This is a genomic window from Curtobacterium sp. MCJR17_055, from assembly GCF_003224335.1.
Classification (GTDB): Bacteria; Actinomycetota; Actinomycetes; order Actinomycetales; family Microbacteriaceae; genus Curtobacterium.
Genome location: NZ_QKLF01000006.1, coordinates 239,219 through 264,930, shown reverse-complemented (window position 1 = coordinate 264,930; position 25,712 = coordinate 239,219). Strand labels below are relative to the sequence as shown.

The following is a 25,712-nucleotide window of genomic DNA, read 5'->3' as shown; positions in this document are numbered from 1 at the left end:
CGTCAAGCGCGGCCTGCTCGTCGGCACCGCCACCATCACCGCCCAGATCAAGTAACACCCGATCTGACGCACCACCAGAACGCCGTCCCGCACACCGCGGGACGGCGTTCTCGCGTCCCCGGAACCAGACGCCCGGGTTCCACGACACCCCGCCACCGTCCCTCCCGGTTCTGGAATCCGCGCACCTCGACCGTCGAGATGCGCGAATCACGGAACCACGGCAGGACCGACGGGAGGCGACCACCGCCGACGGGAGGCTCGTCCGCCGTTCCCGACGCCGCTACACTCCGGGAGCGGAGTGCGACCGAGCCCTCCAGCGGAGGTGGGACGTGTTCGGGAACCTGGCTGTCGGAACGCACGCCGCGGTGCTGCTCGTGATCATGCTGCTCGAGGTCGGGGCGCTGGTGGTCCTGTGGCGCGACCGGACGCGGAGTCAGCTGGCGAAGGTCGTCTGGACGGTCGTCATCGCGGTGCTCCCGGTCCTCGGCGCGCTCGGGTTCCTGCTCAACTGGGCACTCGGGCGGCTCGCGGACCGGCTGAACCGCGCGCACTGACCGAAGCCACCGACCGGCCCGAGCGCCCCGCGCGGCGGCTCACGCGGGTGTCCGTGCCAACCGCTCGCGCAGGCGGGCTGCCAGCTCGCCCTCGTCAGCCGTGACGAGTCTCCCGTCCCGCACGACCACGCGGCCACCGACGACGACGTGGCGGGGCCGCCGCCCCGGGAACGCCCACAGGAGGCCGGCGACCGGATCGGCGACCCCGGCATCCGCGACGCCGGAGACGTCCCAGACGCAGAGGTCCCCGGCCGACCCGGCGCCGAGGTGTCCGAGTTCCGGCCGCCCGAGACCGACGGCGGACCCCTCGGTCGCCGTGCCGAGCACCTGTCGGGCGGGCAGCTGCGGCCCGACGAGCGCGGAGACCTGCATCGCCAGGCGGGCGTCCGCGAGCAGGTGTCCGGCGTCGTTGCTGCCGCCGCCACTGGTGCCCAGACCGACCGGGACGCCCGCGGCGAGGAGCCGCGCGACCGGCGCGATCCCCCACCCCATCGGCACGTCGCACCCCGGTGCGTGCGTGGCCGTGACCCCGGCAGCCGCGATGCGGGTGACCTCGTCGTCGGTGACGTCGCACAGGTGCGCGATCGTGACGTCGGGCGCGAGCCACCCCCACTGCTCGAGCAGGTCGAGCGGGCGTCGTCCGTACCGCTCGAGGGCGATGGCGGTGTCGACCTGTTCGTTCGCCTGCGTGCGTCGGCGCAGGCCGTGCTGGGCGGCGACCTCGCCGAGGGCACGGAACGTCGCCTCGCCGTCCGAGTGCACGCCCGCAGGGCCGACCGCGACCTGCAGTCGTCCGTCGGGGTCGACGCCGCCGACCGCGTCCTCGTGGAGCAGTCCGGTGACGATCGCGTCCGCCGACGCGGCCGCCCGCTCAGGGTCGTCCCGGGCGCTCCCCCGGACGAACACCAGCCGCCCGCCGAGTCCGCGGACTGCGTCCACCGTGGCCGCGGCGAGCGCGACCGTGTCGTCCGCCGTCGCGTCCGCCGGCCAGTTGAGGTGGTGGTCGGCGACGGTGGTGACCCCGGACAGGAGGCCCTCCGCGGCCCCGACGGCAGCGGCCAGTCTGTAGAGCTCCGGGTCGTGGCCCACCCGGCCGTACGCACCGGCCATCGTGGGCAGCCAGTCCGCCATCGGTACACCGCGGGTCCCGGGGAGGGTCCGGAACGCCGTCTGCAGCAGGTGGTGGTGTGCGTTGACGAGGCCGGCGGTGACGACACATCCCGAGGCGTCGAGCGTCGTCGCGACCGCACTGCCGTCGTCGACCACGACGTCGCCGTCACGCTCGGTACGGGGGTCGACGAGGACGCGGTGTGCGCCGGTGACGGAGAGCATGCAGCGTTTGTAGCAGCGCGGTGTTTCGGGACGGTGTCGAACAGGGACCTCTTCGTCATCCCGCAGCTTCGTCTCATCGCTGAGACAGCTTGCCGATCGTTCTCAGCAGTGAGACGAGGGGTCGTCTTCCACAGCGCCGAGCGGCATGACCGAGGTCCTCGTCCGGCTACGGAGCGGGCTCGATTGATCCTCAGCGCGCGACCAGACGGGCTCGGATGTGTTCGGCGACACGCTCCGGATCACTGCACTGCACCACGTATTCATGATTCCTCCGGGTCCGCAGGACGACTGCCGGCCGGTTCCCGAGGATGAGTCCCGTCGCGGCGCCGTTCCACCGCAGGCCGACACCACCGAACCGGAACCAACTCTGTTCTTCGACCCTGACGGATTCCAACTCGGAGTACTCGAGCTGACGACGCCAGAGGGGGAAGAACCGAAGGTCGACGCTGTCAGCGACGTCCACGCGCACGGAGGCGGTGACGAGGACGAAGCCGGCACCGAGTACGAGCACGGCGGGGAGCATCGTCAACGTCGCGGGACCGATTCCGATCTCACGGACGAGGAGGACCATGAGGGCGACCATGCCACCGAAGCTGAGCAGGAGGAAAGCGCCGAGCACCCTCATCCAGCCAGGTCCGTTCGTCGTCTCCGTCATACCGGTGTCTCCTTTTCTCTTCCCGAGCGGATCCGGTACATCCTCGGTCGAACGAGTGACCATCCGACCGGGACGACCAAGATCAACAGCGCGGCACCCATCACGAACGCGAAGCTCGACACGCCGAGCACCAGCCAGATGGCGAGATGGAACAGGAGTGCGATCGGCAGCAGTATCCGCAATCGGAACGGCGTCGGCAGGAGCACGGCGATCGCGAGACTGAACTCCAGCACGAGCGTTCCCCAGGACGAAGCGGCGACCAGCACTGGGCGCATCGTCACCCATTCCGCCACCGGCCGGAGGAGCGGCGGTGCCCCGAACACGTTGTTCCGCACCCAGTAGAAGAGGGCAGTGCCGTTCACCCACTCTGCACTGCTGAGCTTCCCGAGACAGGCGACGAGGTAGACAATCGCGACCTGCAGCTTCGCGAGCGCGAGGGCGGAGTACGCGACGAGGACGCGCGCGCCCAGAGCACGCTCCGGCTGCACGGCCGTCCACGAGGTCCGCCGCCGGGGACCGCTGTCCCGGCGATGAGCGCAGCAGTGACCAGCCCGACTCCTCCGGTCGTCATCAGAGTTCGGCATCGGCTGTGTTCCGCGAATCTGGTCATGGCGTCGATACTCGTCGTCTTACATTCAGTATGTCAACCACGACTAGGGCTCAGAACACCTGCGGATCGGGACACGACCTCCTTCCCGCAGGACTGTGACCCCTTCAGCCGTTCTCCGCGTCGTTCCGCCGGCGCCGCCAGCACCAGTGGGAAACCGGACGGGAACACCCGCGAAACACGGGGTCCCTAGGTTCTCCCCATGACGCAGACCCTGATCCGCGGCGGGTGGGTCCTGACCGCCGCCCCCGACGCCTCCGCCACACCGTCCGCGATCCGGGACGGTGCGGTGCTCCTCGACGGGACCCGGGTCGCCGCGGTCGGCACCTTCGCCGAGCTGTCGGCGGCGCACCCGGAGGTGGCCGTGCGTGGCGGGGCGAACGACGTCGTCACGCCCGGCTTCGTGAACACGCACGGGCACTTCAGCGAGGGGCTCATCACGGGGATCGGCTCGCAGTACACGCTGTGGGAGTGGTTGAACGCGCTCATCGCGCACGTCAACCCGGTGATGACGCGCGACAAGGCGTACGCGGGCACCATGCTGCAGGGCATCCAGATGCTCCGGAGCGGCGTGACGACGGCGAACGACATGTTCTGCTCGGACCCGATCCCCGGCGAGCCGGCGACCCCGGGGGTCGTGCAGGCGCTCGAGGAGCTGGGGCTTCGCGGGGTCGTGTCGTTCGGCTCCGGAGACGTCGACCGGGACTTCGGTGCGACCCCGATCCTGGAGGAGTTCGACGCGCTCCGTGAGGCCGCCGAGGCGAGCCGCTACAGCTCGTTCCGAGTCGGCGTCTCGTCGATCGGCCGGTACACCGACGCGACGTGGCAGGAGCACGTCGACTACGCGGTCGCCGGCGGCCACGGCGTGCACGTGCACTTCCACGAGGTGCGCGAGGAAGTCACCGCCGCCCGCCAGCGCACGGGGAGGACGGCGATCGGGTACGCCGAGGCGACGGGCATGTTCGAGGTGCCGGTCATCGCCGCGCACAGCGTGTGGATGGACCGCCAGGACCGCGAGACCTACGCGGCGAACGGCGTCGGCGTCGCGCACAACCCGGTGGCGAACGGCATCCTGGCGAGCGGCATCGCCCCGGTCGCCGAACTCCGCGCGCTCGGCATCCCGGTGGGCATCGGCGTCGACGGTCCCGCGTCGAACGACTCGCAGGACTTCCTGCAGGCGATGAAGACCGCCGCGCTCCTGGCACGCATCCGCGACCTGCAGGCGACCGCGATGACCGCCCGCGAGGCGTTCGAGATGAGCACCATCGGCGGCGCCCGGGCCCTGCGCATGGAGGACGAGATCGGGTCGCTCGAACCCGGCAAGCGCGCCGACCTCGTCGTGTTCGACGGCGAGAGCCCGACCCTCGCCAACGTGCACGACCCGTTCCAGGCGGTCGTGTTCGTCGCCGGCAGCCGTGAGGTCAAGGACGTCTGGGTCGACGGCGAACTGAGCCTCGCCGACTTCGACGTCACCCGCGTCGACGTCCGCGAGGCGGTGGCGCGCGCCCGTCCGTTGGCCCGCCAGCTCGTCGAGCAGGCCGGCCTGGAGCGCCTGTCGGCGCTCACGGGTGCCCCGCTCGACGACACCGAGCGCCCCTGACGGAGCGACCGAGCACCGGACGGGAGGCCCGGATCACGGCCGGATCCGGGCCTCCCGTCCGACGGTCAGAGCTCCAGCACCAGGCGCGGGCACCCGGCCGCCGCGCGGCTGACGCAGACCATCATCGTGCGGTCGTCGGCCTGCTCCGCGGGACTGAGCACGGTGTCCCGGTGGTCGACCGACCCCTCGAGGACGGGCGTCTCGCACGTGCCGCAGGTGCCCTCGCGGCAGGACGACAGCACGAACGCGCCGGCGTCCTCCGCGACCTCGAGCAGGCTCCGGTCGGCGGGGACGGTGACGGTCGTGCCGGTCAGGGTGAGCTCGACCTCGAACGCCTCCCCCGGGGCGTCGACGTCCGCAACGGGCTCGAACCGTTCGACCCGGACGCTGCCGGCCGGCCAGTGCGCGGCGGCGGTTTCGACCGCGTCCATCAGCCCGCGGGGGCCGCAGCAGTAGACGACGGCGTCGCGCGGCTCAGCGAGCAGCCCGACCACGTCCAGCCGGGGTGCCTCGTCGGCGGCGGCGAGCGTGACCCGGTCGGGGTGTGCCGCGAGGAGCTCGTCGGCGAACGCCATCCGGTCGCGGGACCGACCGGCGTAGTGCAGCTCCCACGGCGTCCCGGCCCGCTCAGCCGCGGCGATCATCGCGACGATCGGGGTGATCCCGATCCCGCCGGCGACGAACACCGCGGGACGCCCGGGGTCGAAGCCGAAGTGGTTCCGCGGGCCGCCCACGGTCACGTCGTCGCCGACGCGGAGCAGGTCGTGCACGGCCAGCGAGCCACCGCGTCCGGTCGCCTCGCGGAGGACCGCCACCCGCCAGTGTCCGTCGTCCGTCGTGGTGACGAGCGAGTACTGTCGCTCGACGCCGGGCGCCACCCCGAGGTCGACGTGGGCACCGGGCTCCCATGCCGGCAGCGGCGCCGAGTCGAGCGGGGCGAGGTCGAGCGTCACGACGTCCGCAGCCACCTGCCGCCGGGCCGCGATCCGCATCCGGTGTCGCGCCTCTGTCTGCGGCACGGCGGTGCCGTACGCGCCGTTGCTGATGCCCGCGCTCATGCGCCGACTCCGGGCCGCGGCGTCTCCTTGACGACGATGAGGTGGAACGCGCTGCCGTCGGCACTGCACCACCGGTGTCCGGTCCCGCCGCGGTAGTACGCCGAGTCGCCGGGGCCGAGCCGCAGCACGTCCTGGCCGCGCAGGTCGAGCACGACGGCACCGGCGAGCACCGTCAGGAACTCGTCCTCGTGGTGCTCGAAGTACTCGCCGAGGTCGGTGTTGTCGCCCTTCCACTCGAGCGGCTCGAAGGCGTGTGGTCCGGCGTGCACGAGCAGCCGCGCCTCGCCGCTCGAGAACGGGCCGCGGGCGCCCTCGCCGGCGCGGAGCACCTCGGGCCGTCGGTCGTCGGGCTCCTGGCGGACCGGTGCCCCGGCGGCGAGGAGGGCGACCTGCGTGGTGTCGAGCGCACCGGCGATCTTCTCGAGCGACACCATGCTCGCGCGGGAGTGACCCCGTTCGACCTGGCTGAGGAACGGGTGCGACAGGCCGGTGCGCTCGGCGAGCTGCACGAGCGTCATCCGTGCCGCGCGGCGGAGCGTCCGGACGTGCGCGCCGATCCGGCGGGCCTGTTCGTCGACGACTCGATCGGTCGTGGGCTCGACCGCGGGGGTCGGAGCGGTGGCCGGTCCGGTGTCGGTCAGTTCGGTGGGCATCGCGCTCCGATCGGGGACGGGAGGGGCTGGGCGTTCCGTGCACGTCATCTCGTCACAGGCGGCAACCGGCGCGAAACCGGAGGGAAACACGGCCGCCCTAGCATCGAAGATGTTGATGCGATCAACATTGTCACACACGATCGAGAGGGTCCCATGGAGTCGTCACTGCCCCGTCGGGTCGCCCTCCTCCGCTCCGCGCTGCTGCCGGACGGCAGGCTCGTGGACGTCGCGATCGACGGCGACACCGTCAGCGCTGTCACGCCGGCGGGCACACTCGCAGCCAGCGACGCGGACACGCTCGACCTCGACGGACGCCTGCTGCTCCCCGCTCCCGCCGAGCCGCACGCCCACCTCGACAAGGCCCTCAGCGCGGACCGGATCCGGCCGCCGCTCGGCGACCTCGGATCAGCCATCGCGGCCTGGGCGGCGCACGCCTCGACCATGTCGGTCGCGGAGATCGCCGACCGGGCGCGGACGCAGGCGCTCGCCATGCTCGCCGCCGGGACGACCGCGATCCGGACCCACGTCGACGTCCTGAGCGACGGTGGCACCGCGAGCGTCGCCGACAGCGTCCGCGGAGCACGGGCACTCGTGCAGGTCCGCGAGGAACTCGCCGACCTCATGGACATCGAGCTCGTCGCCCTGGCCGGACCGCTCGCGCCGGACGAGCACGTCGAAGCGGTGCTCGACCTCGGCGTCGACCTGGTCGGCGGCGCCCCGCACCTCGCCGAGGACCCGCTCGCCGACGTCGACCGGTTGCTCGCGATCGCCCGGCGCCGCGGCCTCGGGGTCGACCTGCACGCCGACGAGAGCCTCGACGGGCCGGTCACGCTCGACCACTACGCCCGGGCGGTCCGTGACTGGCCGCGCGACCGCCAGTACTCCGCCGGCCACTGCGTCCGGCTCGGCACGCTCGGCCCGGAGCGGCTGGCCGAGGTCGTCGCCGACGTGGCCGCCGCGGACATCGGCGTCATCACGCTGCCGATCACGAACCTCTACCTGCAGGGCTGGCAGCACCCGGTGTCGACGCCGCGCGGCCTGACGGCGATCCGCGCACTCCTCGCCGCCGGGGTCCGGGTGGCCGCCGGCGCCGACAACGTCCGCGACCCGTTCAACCCGGTCGGCCGCAGCGACGCGCTCGAGACCGCATCCCTCCTCGTCACCGCCGGACACCTGACGCCCGACGACGCGTACGCGATGGTGAGCGTCGCCGCCCGGAGTGTGATGGGCCTCCCGGCCGCCGGCCCGGTCGTCGGGGCGCGCGCCGACCTGCTCGCCGTCGCCGCGACCAGCGTCACCGACGCGGTCGCGAACGCGCCGGCCGACCGCATCGTCCTGTCCCGCGGACGGCTCGTCGCCCGCACCGAGGTGCAGCGCAGCGTCGCCGCCCCCACCCGCGCCCAGGCACCCGCCGTGCCCGAGCCCGCAACCGTCCCCGTTCCCTGACCGCGCACCACCATGCACGAGAACACGAGGTACCCGTGACCACCACCGCACCAGCCCCCGTCACCGCGACGGACACGCTGCTCGACTTCCGGAACGTCGAGATGACCTTCCCGAACGGCACCATCGCGCTGCAGGGCGTCGACCTCACCGTCGACCGCGGGCAGTTCGTCTCCGTCGTCGGCCCCTCCGGCTGCGGCAAGTCGACGCTGCTGCGGATCGCGTCCGGCCTCGAGACCGCCTCGGACGGGACGGCCGGGGTCGCCGCCGACCGGATCGGGTACGTGTTCCAGGACGCCACCCTCCTGCCGTGGCGCACCGTGCAGGGCAACGTCGAGCTCCTCGCCGAACTCGGGGACGTGCCGAAGGCCGAGCGGGCCGCGAAGGCGGCGCACGCGATCGACCTCGTCGGGCTGAACGGCTTCGAGTCGAACCTGCCGAAGCAGCTCTCCGGCGGCATGCGGATGCGCGTGTCACTCGCCCGGTCCCTGACGCTCGACCCGGAGCTGTTCCTGTTCGACGAGCCGTTCGGCGCCCTCGACGAGATCACCCGCGAGCGCCTGAACGACGAGCTGCTCCGCCTGTTCGTCGAGCAGCAGTTCGCCGGGCTCTTCATCACCCACTCGGTGTCCGAGGCGGTCTACCTGTCGACCGAGGTCGTCGTCATGTCCGGCCGTCCGGGCGGCATCGTCGGGCGCTTCGCGGTGCCGTTCCCGATGCCCCGTGACCCCGACATCCGTTTCACGCCCGAGTTCGCCGAACTGGTCGGCGAGGTCTCGCACGCACTCCGGGAAGGACACCGCTGATGGTCACGCTGCAGGAGGTCGCGGACGCCCGCACCGCGCGCACCGCCGCCCGTCGCTCCACCCCGCGCACCCGTCGGTCGGTCACCTGGTGGCAGCCCGTCGTCGTCCTCGCGGTGCTCGTCGGCGTCTGGTACGCCGCGGCCGCCTACTACGACCACGTGCGGGGCCTGGCGTTCCTCGTGCCGTACCCGCACCTCGTGCTCAAGGCGATCGTCGCACCGACCGGGATGAACGGCGCACCCTCGACCTTCGGCCACGACCTGTGGACGGCACTCGGCCGGACGACGGTCGTCTCGCTCACCGGACTGCTGTTCGCCATCGTCATCGGCGTCCTCTGGGCGATGGCGATGGCCCAGGCGAAGTGGCTCGAGAACTCGCTCTACCCGTACGCGGTCGTCCTGCAGTGCGTGCCGATCCTGGCGCTCGTGCCGCTCATCGGCGCCCTGTTCGGGTACGAGTTCACGAGCCGCGTCATCGTCACCGTGATGATCGCCCTGTTCCCGATGGTGTCGAACACGCTCTTCGGCCTGCAGTCGGCCGACAAGGGGCAGCGCGAGCTCTTCCGCCTGCAGCGTGCCGGCCGGTTCGCCCAGCTCGTGAAGCTGCAGGTCCCCGCCGCCCTGCCGTCGATCTTCGTCGGCCTGCGCACCTCGGCCGGCCTCAGCGTCATCGGCGCCATCGTCGGCGACCAGTTCTTCCAGCGCGGCAACCCCGGCCTCGGCGTCCTCATCCAGGTGACGGCCTCGCGGCTGATGGGACCCGAGCTCTACGCGACCATCATCATCGCCTCGCTCTACGGCGTCGCGGTGTTCCTCGTCTTCGGCCTGCTCGGTCGTCTGGCCGTCGGCCGCTGGCACGACTTCGGCTGAGCCGATCCCCGTCTCCCCTCCCCTCCCACAGCACCCGCCCCAGCACCACGAGACCCGCACCACGAACGGAGCCTCCATGCGCACCACCACCCGACTCGGCGCTGTCACCGCCGCCCTCACCGTCTCCGCGATCGCCCTCACCGGCTGCGCGAGCGGTTCGGCGACGAGCGCCACCACCACCGCTGCGACGAGCGCCGCCACCGGCCCGGCCGTCGACCTCTCCGACGTCTGCCCCGCGACCGTGGTCGTGCAGACCGACTGGAACCCGGAGGGCGAGCACGGCCACCTGTACCAGATGCTCGGCGCGAACCCGGCGATCAACGCCTCGGGCAAGACCGTCACGGGCGACCTGGTCGCGAACGGCAAGCCGACCGGCGTCAAGCTCGAGATCCGTGCCGGTGGCCCGGCCATCGGCTACTCCAAGGTCAGCTCGCAGATGTACCAGGACAAGTCGATCACGCTCGGCTACGTCTCCACCGACGAAGCGGTCATGTTCTCCGGCGAGCTGCCCACGACGGCCGTCTTCGCCGAGAACGACCAGTCCCCCATGGCGATCATGTGGGACCCGGCGACCTACCCGGACGTCGACAGCATCGAGAGCCTCGGCAAGGCACTCGAGGAGAACGACGGCGTGGTCCGCTACTTCAACGACGCCGCCTACATGTCGTACCTCGAGCAGTCCGGCATCCTGCCGAAGAGCGTCCTCGACGGCAGCTACGACGGCACCCCGTCCAAGTTCGTCTCAGCCGGCGGCAAGGACGCCCAGCAGGGCTTCGCCACCGCCGAGCCGTACGTGTACAAGAACCAGGTCGCCGCCTGGGGCAAGAAGGTCGAGTCGGCTCTCATCTCGAGCACCGGCTGGAACCCTTACCCCGAGACGATGTCCGTCCGCTCGGACCAGATGTCCGAACTGAAGCCGTGCCTCGAGAAGCTGGTGCCGGTCATGCAGCAGGCCGACGTGGACTACCTGGAGTCGCCCGCCGCGACGAACGACCTCATCACGCAGCTCGTGCAGCAGTACAACAACGGCTGGACGTACGACTCGAAGGTCGGTGCGTTCGCGGCCGAGCAGATGCAGAAGCGCGGCATCGCCACGGACGGTGACAACGGGTACGTGGGCGACATGGACGAGCAGCGCATGGCCGACTTCATCGAGAAGGCCACGCCCGTCTTCTCCGGCTCCGGCGGGAACATGAAGAAGGACCTCGCGCCCTCCGACCTGTACACGAACGAGTTCCTCGACGACTCGATCTCGCTCGGCTTCTAGCCGGTCCGGCCCGGCCGACCATCCACCGACGGGAGGCGCGACACCGCACGCGTGTCGGGCCTCCCGTCGGTCCCCCACCTCCCTCGCAGCAGGAGCAGCCATGACCATCGTCACCCCCGTCTCCGTCTCCCCCACCACCATCGAGGCGCTCCGCGCCGAGCTCGTCGACCTCCTCGGCGAGCGCGGTGTCAGCGCCGACGAACGGACGCGCGCACGCGCCTCCGTTGACGAGGCGACCATGAGCCCGATCCTCAGCGAGCAGCTGCCGCTCGGGCTCGCCGACCTCGTCGCCTCCCCCGCGAACGCCGACGAGATCGCCGCCACCCTGCACGCCGCCGTCCGGCACGGCGTCCCCGTGACCACCCGCGGCAAGGGCACCGGCAACTACGGGCAGGGCATCCCCCTGCACGGCGGCCTGGTCCTCGACACCTCCCGTGCCCGCGCCGTCGTCGAGGTCGGGGACGGCTGGATCACCGCCGAGGCCGGCACGTCGATGGTCGCCCTCGAGCAGGCCGCCGCGGCCGCCGGGCAGCAGCTGTGGATGTACCCGTCCACCGCGCAGTCGACGATCGGCGGCTTCCTGTCCGGCGGCTCCGGCGGCACCGGGTCGATCGCGCACGGGTCGAACTGGCAGGGCTTCGTCACGGCGCTCGACATCGCGCTGCCGGGTGAGCCGGGTCTGCGGCACGTCGAGGGTGACGAGGCGCAGCCCTTCGTGCACACGTACGGCACGGCCGGGGTCATCGCCCGAGCGACCGTCCGGCTCGAACCGCTGCAGGACTGGCGTGCCGTGTACGCGACCTTCCCGACGTTCGAGCAGGCGCTCGTCGCGGTGCGCACCCTGCGCGGCCTCACCCCGGTGCCGCGGCTCGTCAGCGCCGACCGCGCCGCGATCGCGGCCACCCTCCCGACGGACCCGGCCATCGCCGCCGACCGGGCCAGCCTGCGCGGCATCATCGACGCGGCGGCGCTCGACGAGGCGCAGGACCTCATCACCTTCGCCGGCGGCACTGTCGAGGACGTGCGCGAGGGGCTGCAGCAGACCACGAAGGTGTCGATGCTGTCGTACAACCACCCGATCTGGTGGCTGAAGCGGAACACCCCGGACACCGAGTACTTCCACGTCGAGGTCGGCGGCGAGGCGCTCATCGACCGGATCGCCGAGGTCGAGGCCGTCTACCCCGGCGGCATGCTCCACATCGAGGCGGCGCACCTCGGCCCGATCGGCATGCTCACCGCGCCGTACACCGGGGCGGAGGACGTCTACGCCGGCTACCCGCTGCTCCGCGACCTCGGTGTCCGGGTCCACAGCCCCCACCAGTACTACGTCGACCACGGGGTGGAGGAGCTGCTCGCCCTGAAGCAGCGCACCGATCCGGACGGGCTGCTCAACCCGGGGCACGTCATCGACCCGTCGCTCGTCGAGTCCGGCGGGTCGACCGCGTCAGCGCAGCCGGCCGTCCCGGGCTTCGGCAAGTGAGCGGCACGCGGAAGCTCGCGGAGCTGTCGGGTCCGGCCGTCGCCGCCGGCTTCACGGCGGACACCGTCGTCGTCCAGCCGACCGGAGCGGTCGAGCACCACGGCCCGCACCTGCCGCTGCTCACCGACTTCCTGCTCGCCGACCACATCGGCGGCGCGGCGGTCGAGCAGGCCGCGGCCGAGGGGCTCGACGTCTGGCAGCTGCCCACCCTGGCGTTCACGAAGTCCGACGAGCACAGCTGGGCGCCGGGCACCGTGTGGCTCGACGCGTCGACGATGTTCGAGACGGTCGTGCAGATCGGCCGCGCCGTCGCCCGCACCGGGGCCGGCACGCTCGTGTTCGCGAACGGGCACGGCGGCAACGTCGCGCTGCTGCAGGTCGCCCTCCGCGAGATCCGGAAGCGGTACGGCCTGAAGACGTTCCTCATGCCGACGCTCGCCCGCGTGCCGGGTCCGGACGGCGAGGACGCGGACGAACTCGGCCTCGGCATCCACGGCGGTGCGGCGGAGACGTCGATGATCCTGCACCTGCGCCCGGACCTGGTCGACATGACGCTCGCCGAACGCTGGGTGCCGGAGCACATCGCCGGGTTCTCGAAGATCGCGTTCAACGGCGGTCCGGTGTCGTTCGGGTGGTTGTCGGACGATTTCGGCACGCCCGGTGTCGTCGGGGACGCGATTCGTGCCTCCGCCTCGTACGGCGCGGCCCTGTGGGAGCACTCCCTCGCCGAGGCGGTGGCCTCGCTGCACGAGATCGCCCGCTTCGACCCCGCCGGTCCGCGGTGACCGTGCTGCCGGGCGAGGCCGCGGCGACCGTCGACGGACCGCCGCCCGCGGAGCCGCTCGTGCTCGCCGCGGCCTGGCTCCCGGTGGACGGGTCGGCACCGGGCCCGACGATGACCCTGTCCACGATCGGGCTGGACGGCTACCCGTCCGCCCGCACCGTCCTGCTGTCCCGGTTCGACGGACGGCGCCTGCACTTCCACACCGACACCCGGAGCCGGAAGGCGGCCGAACTGGCGGCCGTCCCCCGGGCCTCCGTGACGATCGTCTGGCCGGAGGCCGCCCGCCAGCTCGTCGTGGCCGGGGACGTCGCGCCGGTCACCGACCGGGAGGCCCGGCTCGCCTACGGCGCGCGGACCCGGTACCTGCAGGTGCTCGCCTGGGTGAACGACGCCGACCTGGCGGGTGCGACGGCCGAGCTCCGTCGCGAGCGGTGGACGGCGTTCGGCCGGGAGCGTGGCGACGGCCCACTCGAGCCGCCGACGACGTGGGGCGGCTACGCGCTGACGCCGCTGCGGATGCTGTTCTGGCAGGGCGCGACGGACGGGCCGAGCAACCGGCTGGCGTACGAGCGCGACGCGGACGGTGGGTGGCGGCGCGAGGCCTGGCCGGGGTGAGTCGCCGGGCTGGCCGGGGTGAGTCGCTGGGCTGGCCGGGGTGAGTCGCTGGGCTGGCCGGGCTGAGTCGCCGGAGTGGCCGGGCCGCCCTCCCGCTACCGCACGTCGCGCATGACGCGGATGGTGCCGAGGCTGCCGTCGGTCGGGTCCGGCAGGACCATGCCCGCCTCCAGACCACTCCGCAGGTACTCGATGACCTCGGTGGTGATCCGCTCCCCCGGCACGTACGCGGGGATGCCGGGCGGGTAGGGCGTCGCCTGCTCGGCCGCGATCCGTCCGGCCGCCTCCTCCGCCGGGACGGACTCGGCCGGGGCGAAGAACGCCTCGCGCGGCGTCACCACCGACTCGAGCACGATGCCCGCGCGGCCGGGCAGCTGCACCGGCGGGTCCTGGTCGAGTCCGGGCGCCGTGGCAGCGAGGGCCTCGAGTGCCTGCACGAGCCGATCGGTCGTGAACTCGTCGTCGGCGATCGAGATGTCGACGCCCAGGTGCCGGTGGTCGGACAGCCCGAGGTCGATCTGGTGGTGCTCCCGGATCCAGTCGAGCGCGTGGTACCCGTTGATCCCGAGCGCCTGGACGTCGAGCAGCATGCGCATCGGGTCGAGCTCGTGCGAGGCCTCCGCGTGCAGGAGCTCGTCGTGCAGCACGCTGATCCCGTCGATGGCGTCGATGCGCTCCCGGGTGCGGTCGGCGAGTTCGATCGCACGCGCGATCCGCTCGGCACCGTCCTGCACCATGTGTCGCCGCCAGCCGTCCATCGCGGCGTAGACGAGCACGTTCGGGCTGGTGGTCATGAGCATGTCGGCGCAGGCCCAGAGGTGGTCGTGGTCGACGAGGTCGCCCCGGAGGTGCAGGACGGAGCCCTGCTCGAAGCCGAGGCCCATCTTGTGCACGCTCGTGACGCACACGTCGGCGCCCGCACTCATCGCCCAGGAGGGCAGGTGTTCGGAGAACGGCAGGTGCGCACCCCACGCCTCGTCGACGATGAGGGGCTTGCCGCGCTCGTGACAGACCGCGGCGATGCCCTCGATGTCGGCGCAGGTGCCGTACGGGGTGGGACTGACGACCAGCGCAGCGGCCGCGTCCGGGTGGGCGTCCCAGACCGCGGCGTAGTCCTCGGGCGACGGCGGGTGCGAGATCCCCTGGTCGGCGTCGATCCGGGGTTCGACCCAGTAGGGCTGCAGCCCGGAGAACACCAGGCCGGCCGTGACCGACTTGTGCGCATCCCGGCCGATGACGATCCCGCCGTCCACTCCGCCGACCGAGAGCATCGCCGCCTTGACCGACAGCGAGCTGCCGCAGGTCGAGAAGAAGACCTTGTCCGCGCCCACGGCGTCTGCCATCAGGGCCTCTGCGGTCGCGAGGTAGCCGTTCGACGACGTCCGGTCGTCGAGGCCACCACTGGCGAGCACGTCGTTGCGGAACGGGTCCGACCCGAGCACCGACAGCGTCTCGGTGTCGACCCCGCGGCCCTGCCGGTGCCCGGGCGGCGAGAAGCTGTACCGGTTCATGGCGTGGTGGTCCCGCAGCGCGTCGAGGAACGGAGCGGCCGTCTGGTCGAGATCGTCAGGCATGGTCCCCGTGTAGTCCGGCGGCCGTGGTGGGTGATCCAGCCTCGTGTGCCTCGGAGGACGACGAAGGCCCCGGAGGTGGTCTCCGGGGCCTTCGTGGTGTTGCGGTACTGTGCGCTCGAAGGGACTCGAACCCCCAACCTTCTGATCCGTAGTCAGATGCTCTATCCATTGAGCTACGAGCGCGTGGCCCTTGCGAGCCGTGGAAGACTCTACAACAGCTCCGCTCGCAGCGCCAATCGGAGGCATCGAGCCCGCCCGCTCGGCGTGTCGCCGGGTCAGGCGCCGGCGAGCTCCTCGTCGAAGACCTCGGCGAGGAACACCTGCAGGGCCTGCCACGAGCGACGGTCGGCGCGCTCCTGGTACTGCGCACCGTGGTCGGGTGCGTTCGTCCCGGGGACGGCGAACGCGTGCATGGCGTCCGCGTAGGTCACGACCTGCCAGTCCACCTCCGGAGCGCCGCGCATCTCGTCCTGCCAGGCGTGCACGGCCTCGTCCGGGACGACCGGGTCAGCGCCGCCGGTGAGCACGAGGAGCTTCGCGCGGATGTCGTGCGCGTCGGAGGGGTCGTGGGTGAGCAGGCCGCCGTGGAACGCCACCGCACCGACCAGCTCGGCACCGGTGCGGGCGAGTTCGAGTGCGCCGGTCCCGCCGAAGCAGTAGCCCATGACGACGACCTTCGTGGCGTCGACGTCCGGGTCCGCGAGCAGGCGGTCGAGTCCGGCGCGCAGGCGCGTGCGGAACAGGGCGTTGTCGCCGTAGAACCGGCCGGCGACCTCGGCGGCGGTGTCGTCGCCGGGGCGGATGCCCGCGCCGTAGACGTCCGCGCCGAAGGCGACGTAGCCGAGGCGGGCGAGCATGGTCACGCGTGCCTCGACGTGTTCGTTGACGCCGTGCCAGTCGTGGACGACGAGCACCGCCGGACGGGGGCCGGCGACGGCGGCGTCCTTCGCGAGCACGCCCTCCAGGTCGGTGCCGTCGGAGTCGTAGTGCACGGTCTCGACACGGATGTCGGCACCGGCGGGTTCGGGAACGGTCTGCAGTATCGCGTCGATCGTGGTCACGCCTGCGGACGTTACGCTCCCGTCCCGGGGACCGTCCCGTCAGCTGTCGACGTTGTCCCAGCTGTCCGGCCCGCCCGACCCGGCGGCGTACTCGTCGAGCGGGGTCGTCCCGGCCCGCCAGGCGGCGAGGAACGGCTCGACGACCTTCCACCCCTGCACGGCGCTGTCCCCGCGTACCGACAGCGTCGCGTCCCCCTCCAAGACGCCGGCGAGCACCTCGCCGTAGGCACTCAGCCGTCCGGGGTTGAACGTCGTCGTCAGCGCGGTGTGGTCGACCGTGTACGGGTCGCCCGGGCCGTTGACGTTGAGCTCGAGCTGCATCTCGTCCGGGGCGATCCAGATGCAGAGCCGGTCCGGCAGCACCGCTCCGGTGAGGCCGTTCGGGACGTGCGGCGAGTCCTTGAACGTGATGAGGATCTCGCGGCGCTGCTTCCCCAGGGCCTTGCCGGACCGCAGGGTGAACGGCACCCCGGCCCAGCGCCAGTTCGCGATCTCGAGCTTCAGCTGCGCCAGGGTCTCGGTGCCGAGGGCGGGGTCCACGCCCTCCTCGTCCACGTAGGACGGCAACGACCGGTCCCCCACCGAACCGGCCGTGTACCGCGCGCGCTTGCCCGCGGCCGCGACGTCTCCACCCCACGGCCGGACGGCGCGGAGCACGAGCTCCTTCTGCGTGCGGAGGTCGTCGGCGTCGATCGAGGCCGGGGCCTCCATCGCGACGACGGCCATCACCTGCAGCAGGTGGCTCTGGATCATGTCGACGAGCGCCCCGGCCTTGTCGTAGTAGCGGGCGCGACCCTCCAGGCCCAGGGTCTCGTCGTAGACGATGTCGACGCGCGCGACGTGCTGCGAGGACAGCAGCGGCTCGATGATGCGGTTGGCGAAGCGCAGCCCGAGCAGGTTGAGGACGGTCGACCGGCCGAGGAAGTGGTCCACCCGGTGGATGCGCTCCTCGGGCAGGAAGGAGTGCAGCAGGTCGTTGAGGTGCCCGGCGCTCTCGGCGTCGGTGCCGAACGGCTTCTCGAGCGCGAGCCGCGTCCGGGCCGGCAGGTCGATGTGGGCGAGCTGCTCGCAGCTCTTCTCGGTGACGGCCGGCGGCAGGGCGAAGTAGATCGCCGGGTCGTGTCGGCAGTCGCCGAGCAGGGTCCGCAGGTCGTCGGCGTCCGTGACGTCGGCCGTGCGGTAGGACGAACCGTCGACGACGGCCTGGAGGCGCGGGGACAGTCGCCCATCGCCGGTCGCGCCCTCGTCCTCCTCGTTCTTCGACGCCTGGGCGTTCTCGAAGGCCTCGTGCACGAGGTGCTTCCAGTCGGCGTCGGACAGGTCCTCGACGCCGGCGCCGACCAGCTGGACGTCCCAGTCGTCCTTGACGTCGAGCAGCGTCGCGAGGCCGGGGAGCAGCAACCGCTTGGACAGGTCGCCGCTGGCTCCGAGGATGAGCAGTGTGGTCTGGAGGCTCGCCATGCCCCAGACCGTACTCACCGGCTCCCGAACACGGCCGGGTCCGCCCGCTACGGTGGTGCCGACGCACAGGAGCGTCGACACGGCGCGAGGGAGCACCATGACGACAGAGGGCACCGTCCACGCACCCGACGTGGACCAGCAGCTGGCCGGGCCGCCGCGGTCCGCGTCCCGGCAGGGCGGGCGTCTCCGGGTCGCCGTGGTCGGCACCGGGATGATCGCGGCCGTGCACGTCCGTGCCGCGCGCGCCGCCGGCGCCGAGGTGCTGGGTGTCCTCGGCCGGAACCGGGAGCGCTCCGCACAGGTCGCCGCGCAGCTCGGGCTCGACCGCGGCTACGACGACCTGGACGCGGTGATCGCCGACCGCCCCGACGTCGTGCACGTCTGCACGCCGAACGACCAGCACCACCCGCAGACGCTCGCGCTCGTCCGCGCGGGCATCAACGTCGTGTGCGAGAAGCCGCTCGCCGTGTCCGCCGCGCAGGCCGCCGAACTCGAGCAGGCCGCCGCCGACGCCGGGGTCGTCGCGACGGTCCCGTTCGTGTACCGCTACCACCCGATGGTGCGGGAGATCCGCTCGCGCATCGGCGCCGGGGAGCTCGGCCGCGTCCTCGCCGTGCACGGCCACTACCTGCAGGACTGGATGCTCGACTCGGACGCGTCCTCATGGCGGGTCGACTCCGGCGCTGGGGGGCTCTCCCGGGCCTTCGCCGACATCGGCTCGCACTGGTGCGACCTCGTCGAGTTCGTCACCGGTGAGCAGTTCGCCTCGGTCAGCGCCGTCACCGACATCGTCCACCCGACCCGTCCGGCTGCCTCAGGCATGTCGTTCTCCGGCACACCCGACCCCGACCCGATCGCCGACGCTGCCGAACGGGCCGAGGTGACGACCGAGGACACCGCGGTCGCGACGTTCCGCACCGGCGCCGGGCGCATCGGCAACGTCGTCATCTCGCAGGTGTCCGCCGGCCGGAAGAACCGCCTGTGGTTCGAGGTCGACGGCACCCTCGGGTCGGCCGCCTTCGACCAGGAGCAGCCCGAGACCGCCTGGTTCGGCAACGAGACCGGGGCGCAGATCGTCGTCCGGGACCCGTCCCAGGGCTCGCCCGACCAGCGGCGTCTGGCGGTCGTGCCGTCCGGACACCCGCAGGGCTACGTCGACGCGTTCGCCGCGTTCGTCGCCGACACCTACACCGCCGTCACGACCGGAACCGCACCGGAGGGTCTGCCGACCTTCGCGGACGGGGCCCGCTCGGCGCGCATCATCGACACCGTGGTCGCCAGCGCCGGCGACGCCGCCTGGAGGGAGATCCGATGAAGCTGGGGATGCTGACCGCGTGCCTGCCCGGATGGGACCTGGCACGCATCGCGGAGTTCGCGAGTGCCGAGGGCTACGAGCGGCTCGAGGTCGCCGTCTGGCCCGGCACCGGCGGACGCGACTTCGAGGCGGCGCACCTGCCCGTCGCCACCTTCACCGACGAGGACGCACGGGCGACCCGGGAGCTGCTCGACCGCACCGGCCTCGAGATCAGCGCGCTGGCCTACTACGAGAACAACCTGCACCAGGACCCCGCCCGCCGCGAGGAGGTCCGCACCCACCTCAGGCACGCGGTCGACGCCGCGCAGCTGCTCGGTGTGCCGTACGTCGGCACCTTCGTCGGCCGCGACATGACGAAGTCGGTGCGCGAGAACATGGCCGAGGGCGACCGGGTCCTGCCCGAGCTCGTCGACTACGCCGGCGAGCGCGGGGTGCGGCTCGTCATCGAGAACTGCGTCATGGAGGGCTGGCACCCGGACGGCTACCCGGGCAACATCGCGTACTCGCCCGAGCTCTGGGAGTGGGTCACCGGACTCGGCTTCGGGCTGAACTGGGACCCGTCGCACCTCACCTGGATCGGCATCGACCCCGTCGAGACGATCCTGCCGTTCGCCGAGCACATCGTGCACGCGCAGGCGAAGGACGTCGAGCTCTTCCCCGGCAGACGGAACGAGTACGGCTTCTTCGGCAAGGTCGACAAGGGCGAGGACCCGTGGGAGATGGGCTGGTGGCGGTTCCGGGTCCCCGGCCGCGGGGTCGTCGACTGGCCCCGCGTGGTCGACCGGCTCTACGAGGCCGGGTTCGACGGCACGCTGTCCGTCGAGCACGAGGACCCGCTCTGGGGCGGCGAGGACGTGAAGGTCCTCGAAGGTCTCCGGATCGCCCACCGGACGCTCCGGCCGCTCATCGCCGCCGAGTAGCGGCGTCGCCGCCGGACGGGAGGCCCGGATCGCGGGACCGACGTCGGTTGCTGACCCGGGCCTCCCGTCCGGTGACCGGGTGCTGGGAACGCACGGACACACCGCGAGCACCCTGGTCCCATGAGCCAGAACGTGAGTGAGTTCGTCCTCGACCGGATCAAGGCCTGGGGCGTGACCCGGGTGTACGGCTACCCGGGTGACGGCATCGGCGAGTTCGACGGCGCGCTCGGCAAGGCCGACGGCAAGGGCGAGGGCGTCGAGTACATCCGCCCCACACACGAGGAGATCGCCGCGCTCATGGCGACCGCGCACGCGAAGTTCACCGGCGAGGTCGGCGTCTGCATCGCGACCTCGAGCCCCGGTGCGTTCCACATGCTCAACGGCCTGTACGACGCCCAGATGGACAACCAGCCCGTCGTCGCGATCGTCGGGCAGCAGGGTCTCGCCGCGGTCGGCACGTTCACGCAGCAGGAGTCGAACCTCGAGCGCGTGTTCGCCGACGTCGCGTGCTACGTGCAGACGATCGCATCGCCGGACGCCGCCGGGGTCGTCATCGACACCGCGTTCCGCACCGCGATGCTCCGCAAGCAACCCGCCGTGGTCGTGCTCCCCCACGACGTGCAGGCGATGACGTGGTCGGAGCCCGGCGCGGAGCACTGGGTGTCCCGGTCGAGCGACGTCCCCGCGTCGACGCGCATCACACCGCCGGCGGAGGACATCCGGAAGATGGCGGACATCATCAACGCCGGGGAGAAGGTGACCTTCCTGGTCGGCGCCGGTGCCCGAGGTGCGACGGACCAGGTCCTCGCGGCCGCCGAGAAGGCCGGCGCCGGCATCATCACGGCGCTCCGCGGCAAGGACGTCGTGCCGTCCGACGTTCCGTACCACACGCAGCAGGTCGGGCTCCTCGGCTCCCGCCCCAGCCTGACGCAGATCAAGGAGTGCGACACGATCGTGCTCCTCGGCACGAACTACCCGTACGGCGAGTACCTGCCCGCGGTCGGGCAGGCGCGCGGGATCCAGGTCGACATCAAGCCGGAGCAGCTCGGCCTGCGCTACCCGAACGAACTCAACATGTGGGGCGACGTCGGGGCCACGCTCGACGCCGTGCTCCCGCTCCTCGAGCAGAAGACCGACCTGGGATGGCAGGAGCAGCTCGCCGACGAGATGCGCGAGTGGGAGGCCGAGATGGCCCGCCAGGCCGAGGTCGCCTACAGCGACGGGGTCAACCCGCGCCGGGTCGTCCGCGCCGTGAACGAGCGGCTGCCGGAGGGCGTCACCGTGACCTGCGACGCCGGCACCACCGCCGACTGGTACGGCCACCACATCCGGCTCCGCCGCGGCATGCACGGGGACATGTCCGGTCGGCTCGCGACGATGCTCGCCGCGATGCCGTACGCCGTCACCGCGAAGTTCGCCTTCCCGGACCGCCCGGCCGTGTGCACGATCGGCGACGGCGCGTTCCAGATGCTCGGCATGAACGAGCTCATCACCGTGAAGAAGTACATGGACCGGTGGGAGGACAAGCAGCTCGTCATCGTGGTGATGCACAACGACGACCTCGGCCAGGTCTCGTGGGAGATGCGCACCGAGGACGGCAACCCGATGTGGCGCGGCTCGCAGGACGTCGAGACGATGGACTACGCCGGGTACGCCGAACTCTTGGGCTTCCAGGGCATCGCCGTGCACAGCGACGACGAGGTCGACGCGGCCGTGGAGCGGGCGTTCGCGTTCCCGGGCGTGACCCTCATCGACGCGTACGTGAGCCGGAGTGTGCCCCCGCTGCCGCCGCACATCACCGCGGAGTACGCCGTCAACACCGCGAAGAGCCTGCTCAAGGGCGACCCGGTCGAGTTCGACGTGGTGAAGGACTCCGCGAAGGCGATGGCGGCGGAGGTCGTCGAGCGGGCGAAGGGCGCCCTCGGCCGCGACTGACGACCGCGGTCGCACGGGGCGGGTCGTGCCCCGCAGTTGAACACCGTGTTACGGAGGCGACGCCGTCCTGGCGTGTCGGCTGTGGGTCCTCGTAGGTTCGTGAGGTCGTGTCCCCCAACCGGGGGCAGAACCACCACACCAGGAGTCCTCACACCGATGAGCCCGTCCCACTTCCCCGAACCCACTCCCAGGCGGAGGCGCGGCATCGTCGCCGGTACCGCCCTCGCCACCGCGGGCGTCCTCGTCGCCCTGGGCGCCCCGGCCGCCGCGGCCGAGGCCGCCTCCGGCGCGACCGCACCCGTCACCGTGGCCGCCGCCGGTGACACCACGATCGACATCCTCGACGTCAACGACTTCCACGGCCGCATCGAGTCCGAGGGCACCGCGGCCGACAAAGCCGCAGGCGCCGCGAAGCTCGCCGCCGTCGTCCAGGCGCAACGTGAGGCGAACCCGAACACGATCTTCGCCAGCGTCGGCGACAACGTCGGTGCGTCGACCTTCACGTCGTTCGTGCAGCAGGACGACCCGACGATCGACGTTCTCAACCAGATGCGTCTCGACGTCAGCGCGATCGGCAACCACGAGCTCGACAAGGGCCAGGACGACCTCACCGGGCGGATCGAGGACCGTGCGGATTGGCCGTACATCTCCGCGAACATCGTGAAGCAGGGCACCACCGAGCCCGCCTTCACCCCGTGGTCGATCGTCGAGAAGGGCGGCGTCAAGGTCGGCTTCATCGGCGCGACCACCGAGGCGCTCATCCCGGGGCTCGTCAGCCCCGGCGGCGTCGAGGGACTCGCCATGGCCCCGATCGTCAGCTCGGTCAACCGGTATGCCACCGAGCTCACCGACGGCGACGAGGCGAACGGTGAAGCCGACGTCCTCGTCCTGCTCGTGCACGAGGGTGCGACGACCGGAGCCCTCACCGACGCGACGGGCAGCGGCGCCTTCGGACAGATCACCGCGGGCGTGTCCTCCGAGGTCTCCGCGATCGTGTCCGCGCACACGCACGCGACGTACGACCACTCGATCCCGGGCCCCGACGGGACCCCGCGTCCCGTGATCCAGGCCGGCTCCTACGGCGTCGCCTACGGGCACCTCCGGATGACGGTCGCCGCGGACGGCACCCTCACCAGCATCACCTCCTCGGTGAAGCCGGTGAACACCGACCCGGCGAAGCCCGCCGACACCACCTCGGTCGACGCTGTGACGAAGACCGTCGCGGACGCCAAGGCGGTCGCCGACGTCAAGGGCAAGGAGCAGCTCGGCACCATCACCGGCGACCTGCGGCGTGCCCTGCAGTCCGACGGCAAGACCGAGAACCGCGGCGGCGAGTCGACGCTCGGGAACAACATCGCCGAGGTCCAGCGCTGGGCGACCGAGCGCCAGGGCTCCCAAGTCGCGTTCATGAACCCGGGCGGCCTCCGTACCGACCTCGTCTACGCGTCGAGCGGTGCCGGTGACCCCGACGGCAGCGTCTCCTACAAGGAAGCCGCCCTCGTGCAGCCGTTCGCGAACACGCTCGTCACCGAGGACATGACCGGGCAGCAGATCAAGGACGCCCTCGAGCAGCAGTGGCAGCCGGACGGCCTCGAGCGTCCGTTCCTCAAGCTCGGCGTGTCCGAGGGCTTCGCCTACACGTACGACCCCTCGAAGGGCCGCGGCGAGCGCATCACCGGCATGACCCTGGACGGCGAGCCCATCGCGCTCGACGAGACGCTCAAGGTCACGGTCAACTCCTTCCTGTCCACGGGCGGCGACAACTTCGCAGCGTTCGCGGCGGGGACGAACAAGGCCGACTCGGGCCAGGTCGACCTGCAGGCCCAGGCGGACTACTTCGCGGCGCAGGATGCCGTGGAGCCCCCGATGGACCAGCGCGCCGTCGGCGTCACCACGACGCCCGAGCCCGATGGCGGCTTCCAGCCCGGCGACGAGGTGACCGTCGACCTCTCGTCGCTCGTCTTCAGCAACGCCGGAGACCAGAGCGGCACGGTCTCGGTGTCGGCCGGCGGAACGGAGCTCGCGTCCGCCCCGATCGACACCACGGTGGTCGACAAGTACGACGAGCAGGGCCGCGCCTCGCTGACCTTCACCGTCCCGGAGACCGGTGCCGCGACGCCGGGCGGACCCACCACCCCGACCGAGCGCGCACGCCCCGCGGCCGCCGCGGTCGAGACCTCGGACGAACCCCTCGTCGTCGAGCTGCCGAGCGGACAGCGGATCACGCTGGCCGTGACCGTGCCGGTGCTCGTGGCCCCGGCACCCGGTGAGGAGCCGGTGCCGACGCCCGGTACCGACCCGACCGACCCGACCGAACCGACCGTCCCGACCGACCCCACGGACCCGGCGACGCCGACCGTGCCGGTCGCGACCGACCCGGACGGCGGGCTCGTCGCGGTGCCGATCGCCGGTGGTGGCATCGACGACGCCGACGCCGACGGCGGGCCGCTGGCCTACACGGGCGCCGAGGTCGCAGGACCCGCACTCGCGGCGGTGCTCCTGCTCCTCGCGGGCGTGACCGCCCTGGTGCTCGCCCGCCGCAAGCGGGCTGCGCACGACGCGACGGTGCACGCCGACCGCTGACGGGCCTCCCGGCCACGTCCGACGGGCCCTCCCACCGACCGGTGGGAGGGCCCGTCCCGTCTGCTCGGCCAGGAGGCGCGGTCCCGGGTCCGCCGGTCGCCGTCCCGGGGTCCCCGGGTCGGTTTCCGCACCGCGCCGCGGTACGCTGCTCCCGTCGCATCGCGATGCATCGCGCCGGGTCGCCGGACGGTGGTTCCGTCCGTCGAGACCCCGCGGTGCGGGTGTCCTCCGCCTCCAGGGAAACGGCGGAGGGCACCCCCTCTCCGTCCGGTGGGCGGCGCACGTGCGGTTGGATGGTCTCCATGAACGTGCTGACCGTGGACGGCCTCGCCGCCGTGACGAACGTGCTCGACCTCACCGGGGTCTTCGCGTCTGCACTGCTCGGCGGGTCGATCGCGCGGACGATGGACTTCGACCTGTTCGGGTTCCTCGTGGTCGGCTTCGTGTCCGGCCTCGGCGGTGGGCTGCTGCGGGACGTCCTGCTGCAGAACGGGCCGCCCGTCGCCCTGACCGACCCGCTCTACCTGCCGGTCGCGGTCGCCGGCGCCCTCGCGGCGTTCTTCGTCTCCTTCTCCGAACGCACCTGGGACCGGCTCTTCACCGTGCTCGACGCCGCCGTCATCGGGTTCTGGGCGGTGGTCGGCGTGCAGCGGACCTTCGACGCCGGACTGGAGTGGCCCGCCGCGATCATCATGGGCACCGTCACCGCGGTGGGGGGCGGGGCCATGCGCGACATGCTCCTGCGCCGTGTCCCGGCGGTCTTCGGCGGGAACGCCCTGTACGCGACGGTTGCGGTCGCCGCGTCCGCCGTGATGGTGGTCGCCTCGTACCTCGGCTCGCCGTCGATCGGCATCCTGGTCGCGATCCTGCTCTCGCTCGTCCTCCGGTGGGGCGCGGTCCGGCGGGGGTGGGGCCTGCCGAACGGTCGCGACTGGCAGCCGCAGTCCAGGCTGGCCTCCCTGCTGCGCCGCGGGCGCGGGCGTGGTCGTCGGTTCGTCCGCCCCGAGGTCGTCCGGCTGCTCCGCCGTCCCGGTCGACGAGCCGGCGCGGGCAGCGTGCACACCGACGGCGAAGCGCCGCATCCCGCGGACCCCGCCGCGGACTGAGACCGGCACTGGGATCCGCGGCGGCACCGTCGTA

22 protein-coding genes and 1 tRNA gene are annotated in these 25,712 nt (G+C 72.1%); 14 read left to right on the top strand and 9 right to left on the bottom strand.

The features are described from left to right. Window positions 1-329 precede the first annotated feature (329 nt). Window positions 330-554 (top strand): PLDc N-terminal domain-containing protein, encoded by a 225-nt coding sequence (locus DEJ16_RS14915; protein WP_110826029.1) that lies wholly within the window; start codon window positions 330-332, stop codon window positions 552-554. 39 nt (window positions 555-593) lie between these two features. On the opposite strand, the gene DEJ16_RS14910 is transcribed toward DEJ16_RS14915, so the two are convergent. From DEJ16_RS14910 to DEJ16_RS14900, 3 genes are all read right to left on the bottom strand, one after another. After that, on the bottom strand, window positions 594-1,886 hold the full coding sequence (locus tag DEJ16_RS14910; protein ID WP_110826028.1) for an amidohydrolase family protein: 1,293 nt from the start codon (window positions 1,884-1,886) through the stop codon (window positions 594-596). Between the two features lie 190 nt (window positions 1,887-2,076). Beyond that, a complete protein-coding gene (locus DEJ16_RS14905; RefSeq protein ID WP_110826027.1) occupies window positions 2,077-2,541 on the bottom strand; it encodes a hypothetical protein in 465 nt (154 codons plus the stop codon). Beyond that, the gene (locus DEJ16_RS14900) at window positions 2,538-3,029 is read right to left on the bottom strand and encodes an HTTM domain-containing protein (protein ID WP_181419625.1); all 492 of its coding nucleotides are present in this window, start codon (window positions 3,027-3,029) and stop codon (window positions 2,538-2,540) included. The genes DEJ16_RS14905 and DEJ16_RS14900 overlap by 4 nt, the downstream gene beginning before the upstream one ends. 321 nt (window positions 3,030-3,350) lie before the next feature. Here DEJ16_RS14900 and DEJ16_RS14895 point away from each other — a divergent pair, with 321 nt between their 5' ends. Then, on the top strand, window positions 3,351-4,748 hold the full coding sequence (locus DEJ16_RS14895) for an amidohydrolase family protein (RefSeq protein ID WP_110826025.1): 1,398 nt from the start codon (window positions 3,351-3,353) through the stop codon (window positions 4,746-4,748). A 65-nt stretch (window positions 4,749-4,813) separates the two neighbouring features. On the opposite strand, the gene DEJ16_RS14890 is transcribed toward DEJ16_RS14895, so the two are convergent. Continuing rightward, complete coding sequence (locus DEJ16_RS14890) at window positions 4,814-5,806, bottom strand: PDR/VanB family oxidoreductase (RefSeq protein WP_258366013.1); 993 nt, start codon at window positions 5,804-5,806, stop codon at window positions 4,814-4,816. Next, entirely contained in the window at window positions 5,803-6,459 is a 657-nt protein-coding gene (locus tag DEJ16_RS14885) for a helix-turn-helix domain-containing protein (protein WP_110826024.1), read from the bottom strand. The genes DEJ16_RS14890 and DEJ16_RS14885 overlap by 4 nt, the downstream gene beginning before the upstream one ends. A 153-nt stretch (window positions 6,460-6,612) precedes the next feature. Between DEJ16_RS14885 and DEJ16_RS14880 the strand changes: the two genes are divergently transcribed. The 7 genes from DEJ16_RS14880 (at window position 6,613) to DEJ16_RS14850 (ending at window position 13,723) form a co-directional block, all read left to right on the top strand. Then, window positions 6,613-7,905, top strand: coding sequence for an amidohydrolase family protein (locus DEJ16_RS14880; RefSeq protein WP_110826023.1), 1,293 nt, complete (start codon window positions 6,613-6,615; stop codon window positions 7,903-7,905). Between the two features lie 35 nt (window positions 7,906-7,940). Further along, the gene (locus tag DEJ16_RS14875; protein ID WP_220032715.1) at window positions 7,941-8,708 is read left to right on the top strand and encodes an ABC transporter ATP-binding protein; all 768 of its coding nucleotides are present in this window, start codon (window positions 7,941-7,943) and stop codon (window positions 8,706-8,708) included. Beyond that, the gene (locus DEJ16_RS14870; RefSeq protein ID WP_110826022.1) at window positions 8,708-9,577 is read left to right on the top strand and encodes an ABC transporter permease; all 870 of its coding nucleotides are present in this window, start codon (window positions 8,708-8,710) and stop codon (window positions 9,575-9,577) included. Before DEJ16_RS14875 ends, DEJ16_RS14870 begins: the two co-directional genes overlap by 1 nt. Before the next feature lie 76 nt (window positions 9,578-9,653). After that, window positions 9,654-10,844, top strand: coding sequence for an ABC transporter substrate-binding protein (locus DEJ16_RS14865; RefSeq protein ID WP_110826021.1), 1,191 nt, complete (start codon window positions 9,654-9,656; stop codon window positions 10,842-10,844). 100 nt (window positions 10,845-10,944) lie between these two features. Beyond that, window positions 10,945-12,324, top strand: a complete 1,380-nt coding sequence (locus tag DEJ16_RS14860; RefSeq protein ID WP_110826020.1) for an FAD-binding oxidoreductase — start codon at window positions 10,945-10,947, stop codon at window positions 12,322-12,324. Next, complete coding sequence (locus tag DEJ16_RS14855) at window positions 12,321-13,109, top strand: creatininase family protein (RefSeq protein WP_110826019.1); 789 nt, start codon at window positions 12,321-12,323, stop codon at window positions 13,107-13,109. The genes DEJ16_RS14860 and DEJ16_RS14855 overlap by 4 nt, the downstream gene beginning before the upstream one ends. Beyond that, window positions 13,106-13,723, top strand: a complete 618-nt coding sequence (locus tag DEJ16_RS14850; protein WP_146232905.1) for a pyridoxal 5'-phosphate synthase — start codon at window positions 13,106-13,108, stop codon at window positions 13,721-13,723. The genes DEJ16_RS14855 and DEJ16_RS14850 overlap by 4 nt, the downstream gene beginning before the upstream one ends. Before the next feature lie 95 nt (window positions 13,724-13,818). Here the strand turns inward: DEJ16_RS14850 and DEJ16_RS14845 are convergent, their stop codons facing one another. From DEJ16_RS14845 to DEJ16_RS14830, 4 genes are all read right to left on the bottom strand, one after another. Continuing rightward, window positions 13,819-15,297, bottom strand: coding sequence for an aminotransferase class I/II-fold pyridoxal phosphate-dependent enzyme (locus tag DEJ16_RS14845; RefSeq protein ID WP_110826018.1), 1,479 nt, complete (start codon window positions 15,295-15,297; stop codon window positions 13,819-13,821). Window positions 15,298-15,407: 110 nt separating this feature from the next. Then, window positions 15,408-15,480, bottom strand: a tRNA-Arg gene (locus DEJ16_RS14840). A 92-nt stretch (window positions 15,481-15,572) separates the two neighbouring features. Then, a complete protein-coding gene (locus DEJ16_RS14835; protein ID WP_110826017.1) occupies window positions 15,573-16,358 on the bottom strand; it encodes a dienelactone hydrolase family protein in 786 nt (261 codons plus the stop codon). Window positions 16,359-16,397: 39 nt separating this feature from the next. Then, window positions 16,398-17,819: a glucose-6-phosphate dehydrogenase gene (locus DEJ16_RS14830; protein ID WP_110826016.1), complete on the bottom strand. Its 1,422-nt coding sequence runs from the start codon at window positions 17,817-17,819 to the stop codon at window positions 16,398-16,400. A gap of 97 nt (window positions 17,820-17,916) precedes the next feature. Between DEJ16_RS14830 and DEJ16_RS14825 the strand changes: the two genes are divergently transcribed. From DEJ16_RS14825 to DEJ16_RS14805, 5 genes are all read left to right on the top strand, one after another. Then, the gene (locus DEJ16_RS14825; RefSeq protein WP_110826015.1) at window positions 17,917-19,134 is read left to right on the top strand and encodes a Gfo/Idh/MocA family protein; all 1,218 of its coding nucleotides are present in this window, start codon (window positions 17,917-17,919) and stop codon (window positions 19,132-19,134) included. Further along, window positions 19,131-20,054, top strand: coding sequence for a sugar phosphate isomerase/epimerase (locus DEJ16_RS14820; protein ID WP_110826014.1), 924 nt, complete (start codon window positions 19,131-19,133; stop codon window positions 20,052-20,054). The genes DEJ16_RS14825 and DEJ16_RS14820 overlap by 4 nt, the downstream gene beginning before the upstream one ends. A gap of 120 nt (window positions 20,055-20,174) precedes the next feature. Next, window positions 20,175-21,989 (top strand): thiamine pyrophosphate-requiring protein, encoded by a 1,815-nt coding sequence (locus tag DEJ16_RS14815; RefSeq protein WP_110826013.1) that lies wholly within the window; start codon window positions 20,175-20,177, stop codon window positions 21,987-21,989. A 156-nt stretch (window positions 21,990-22,145) separates the two neighbouring features. Further along, a complete protein-coding gene (locus DEJ16_RS14810; RefSeq protein ID WP_110826012.1) occupies window positions 22,146-24,572 on the top strand; it encodes a bifunctional UDP-sugar hydrolase/5'-nucleotidase in 2,427 nt (808 codons plus the stop codon). Between the two features lie 302 nt (window positions 24,573-24,874). After that, window positions 24,875-25,678 (top strand): trimeric intracellular cation channel family protein, encoded by an 804-nt coding sequence (locus tag DEJ16_RS14805; protein WP_110826061.1) that lies wholly within the window; start codon window positions 24,875-24,877, stop codon window positions 25,676-25,678. The last annotated feature ends 34 nt before the right edge of the window (window positions 25,679-25,712 follow it).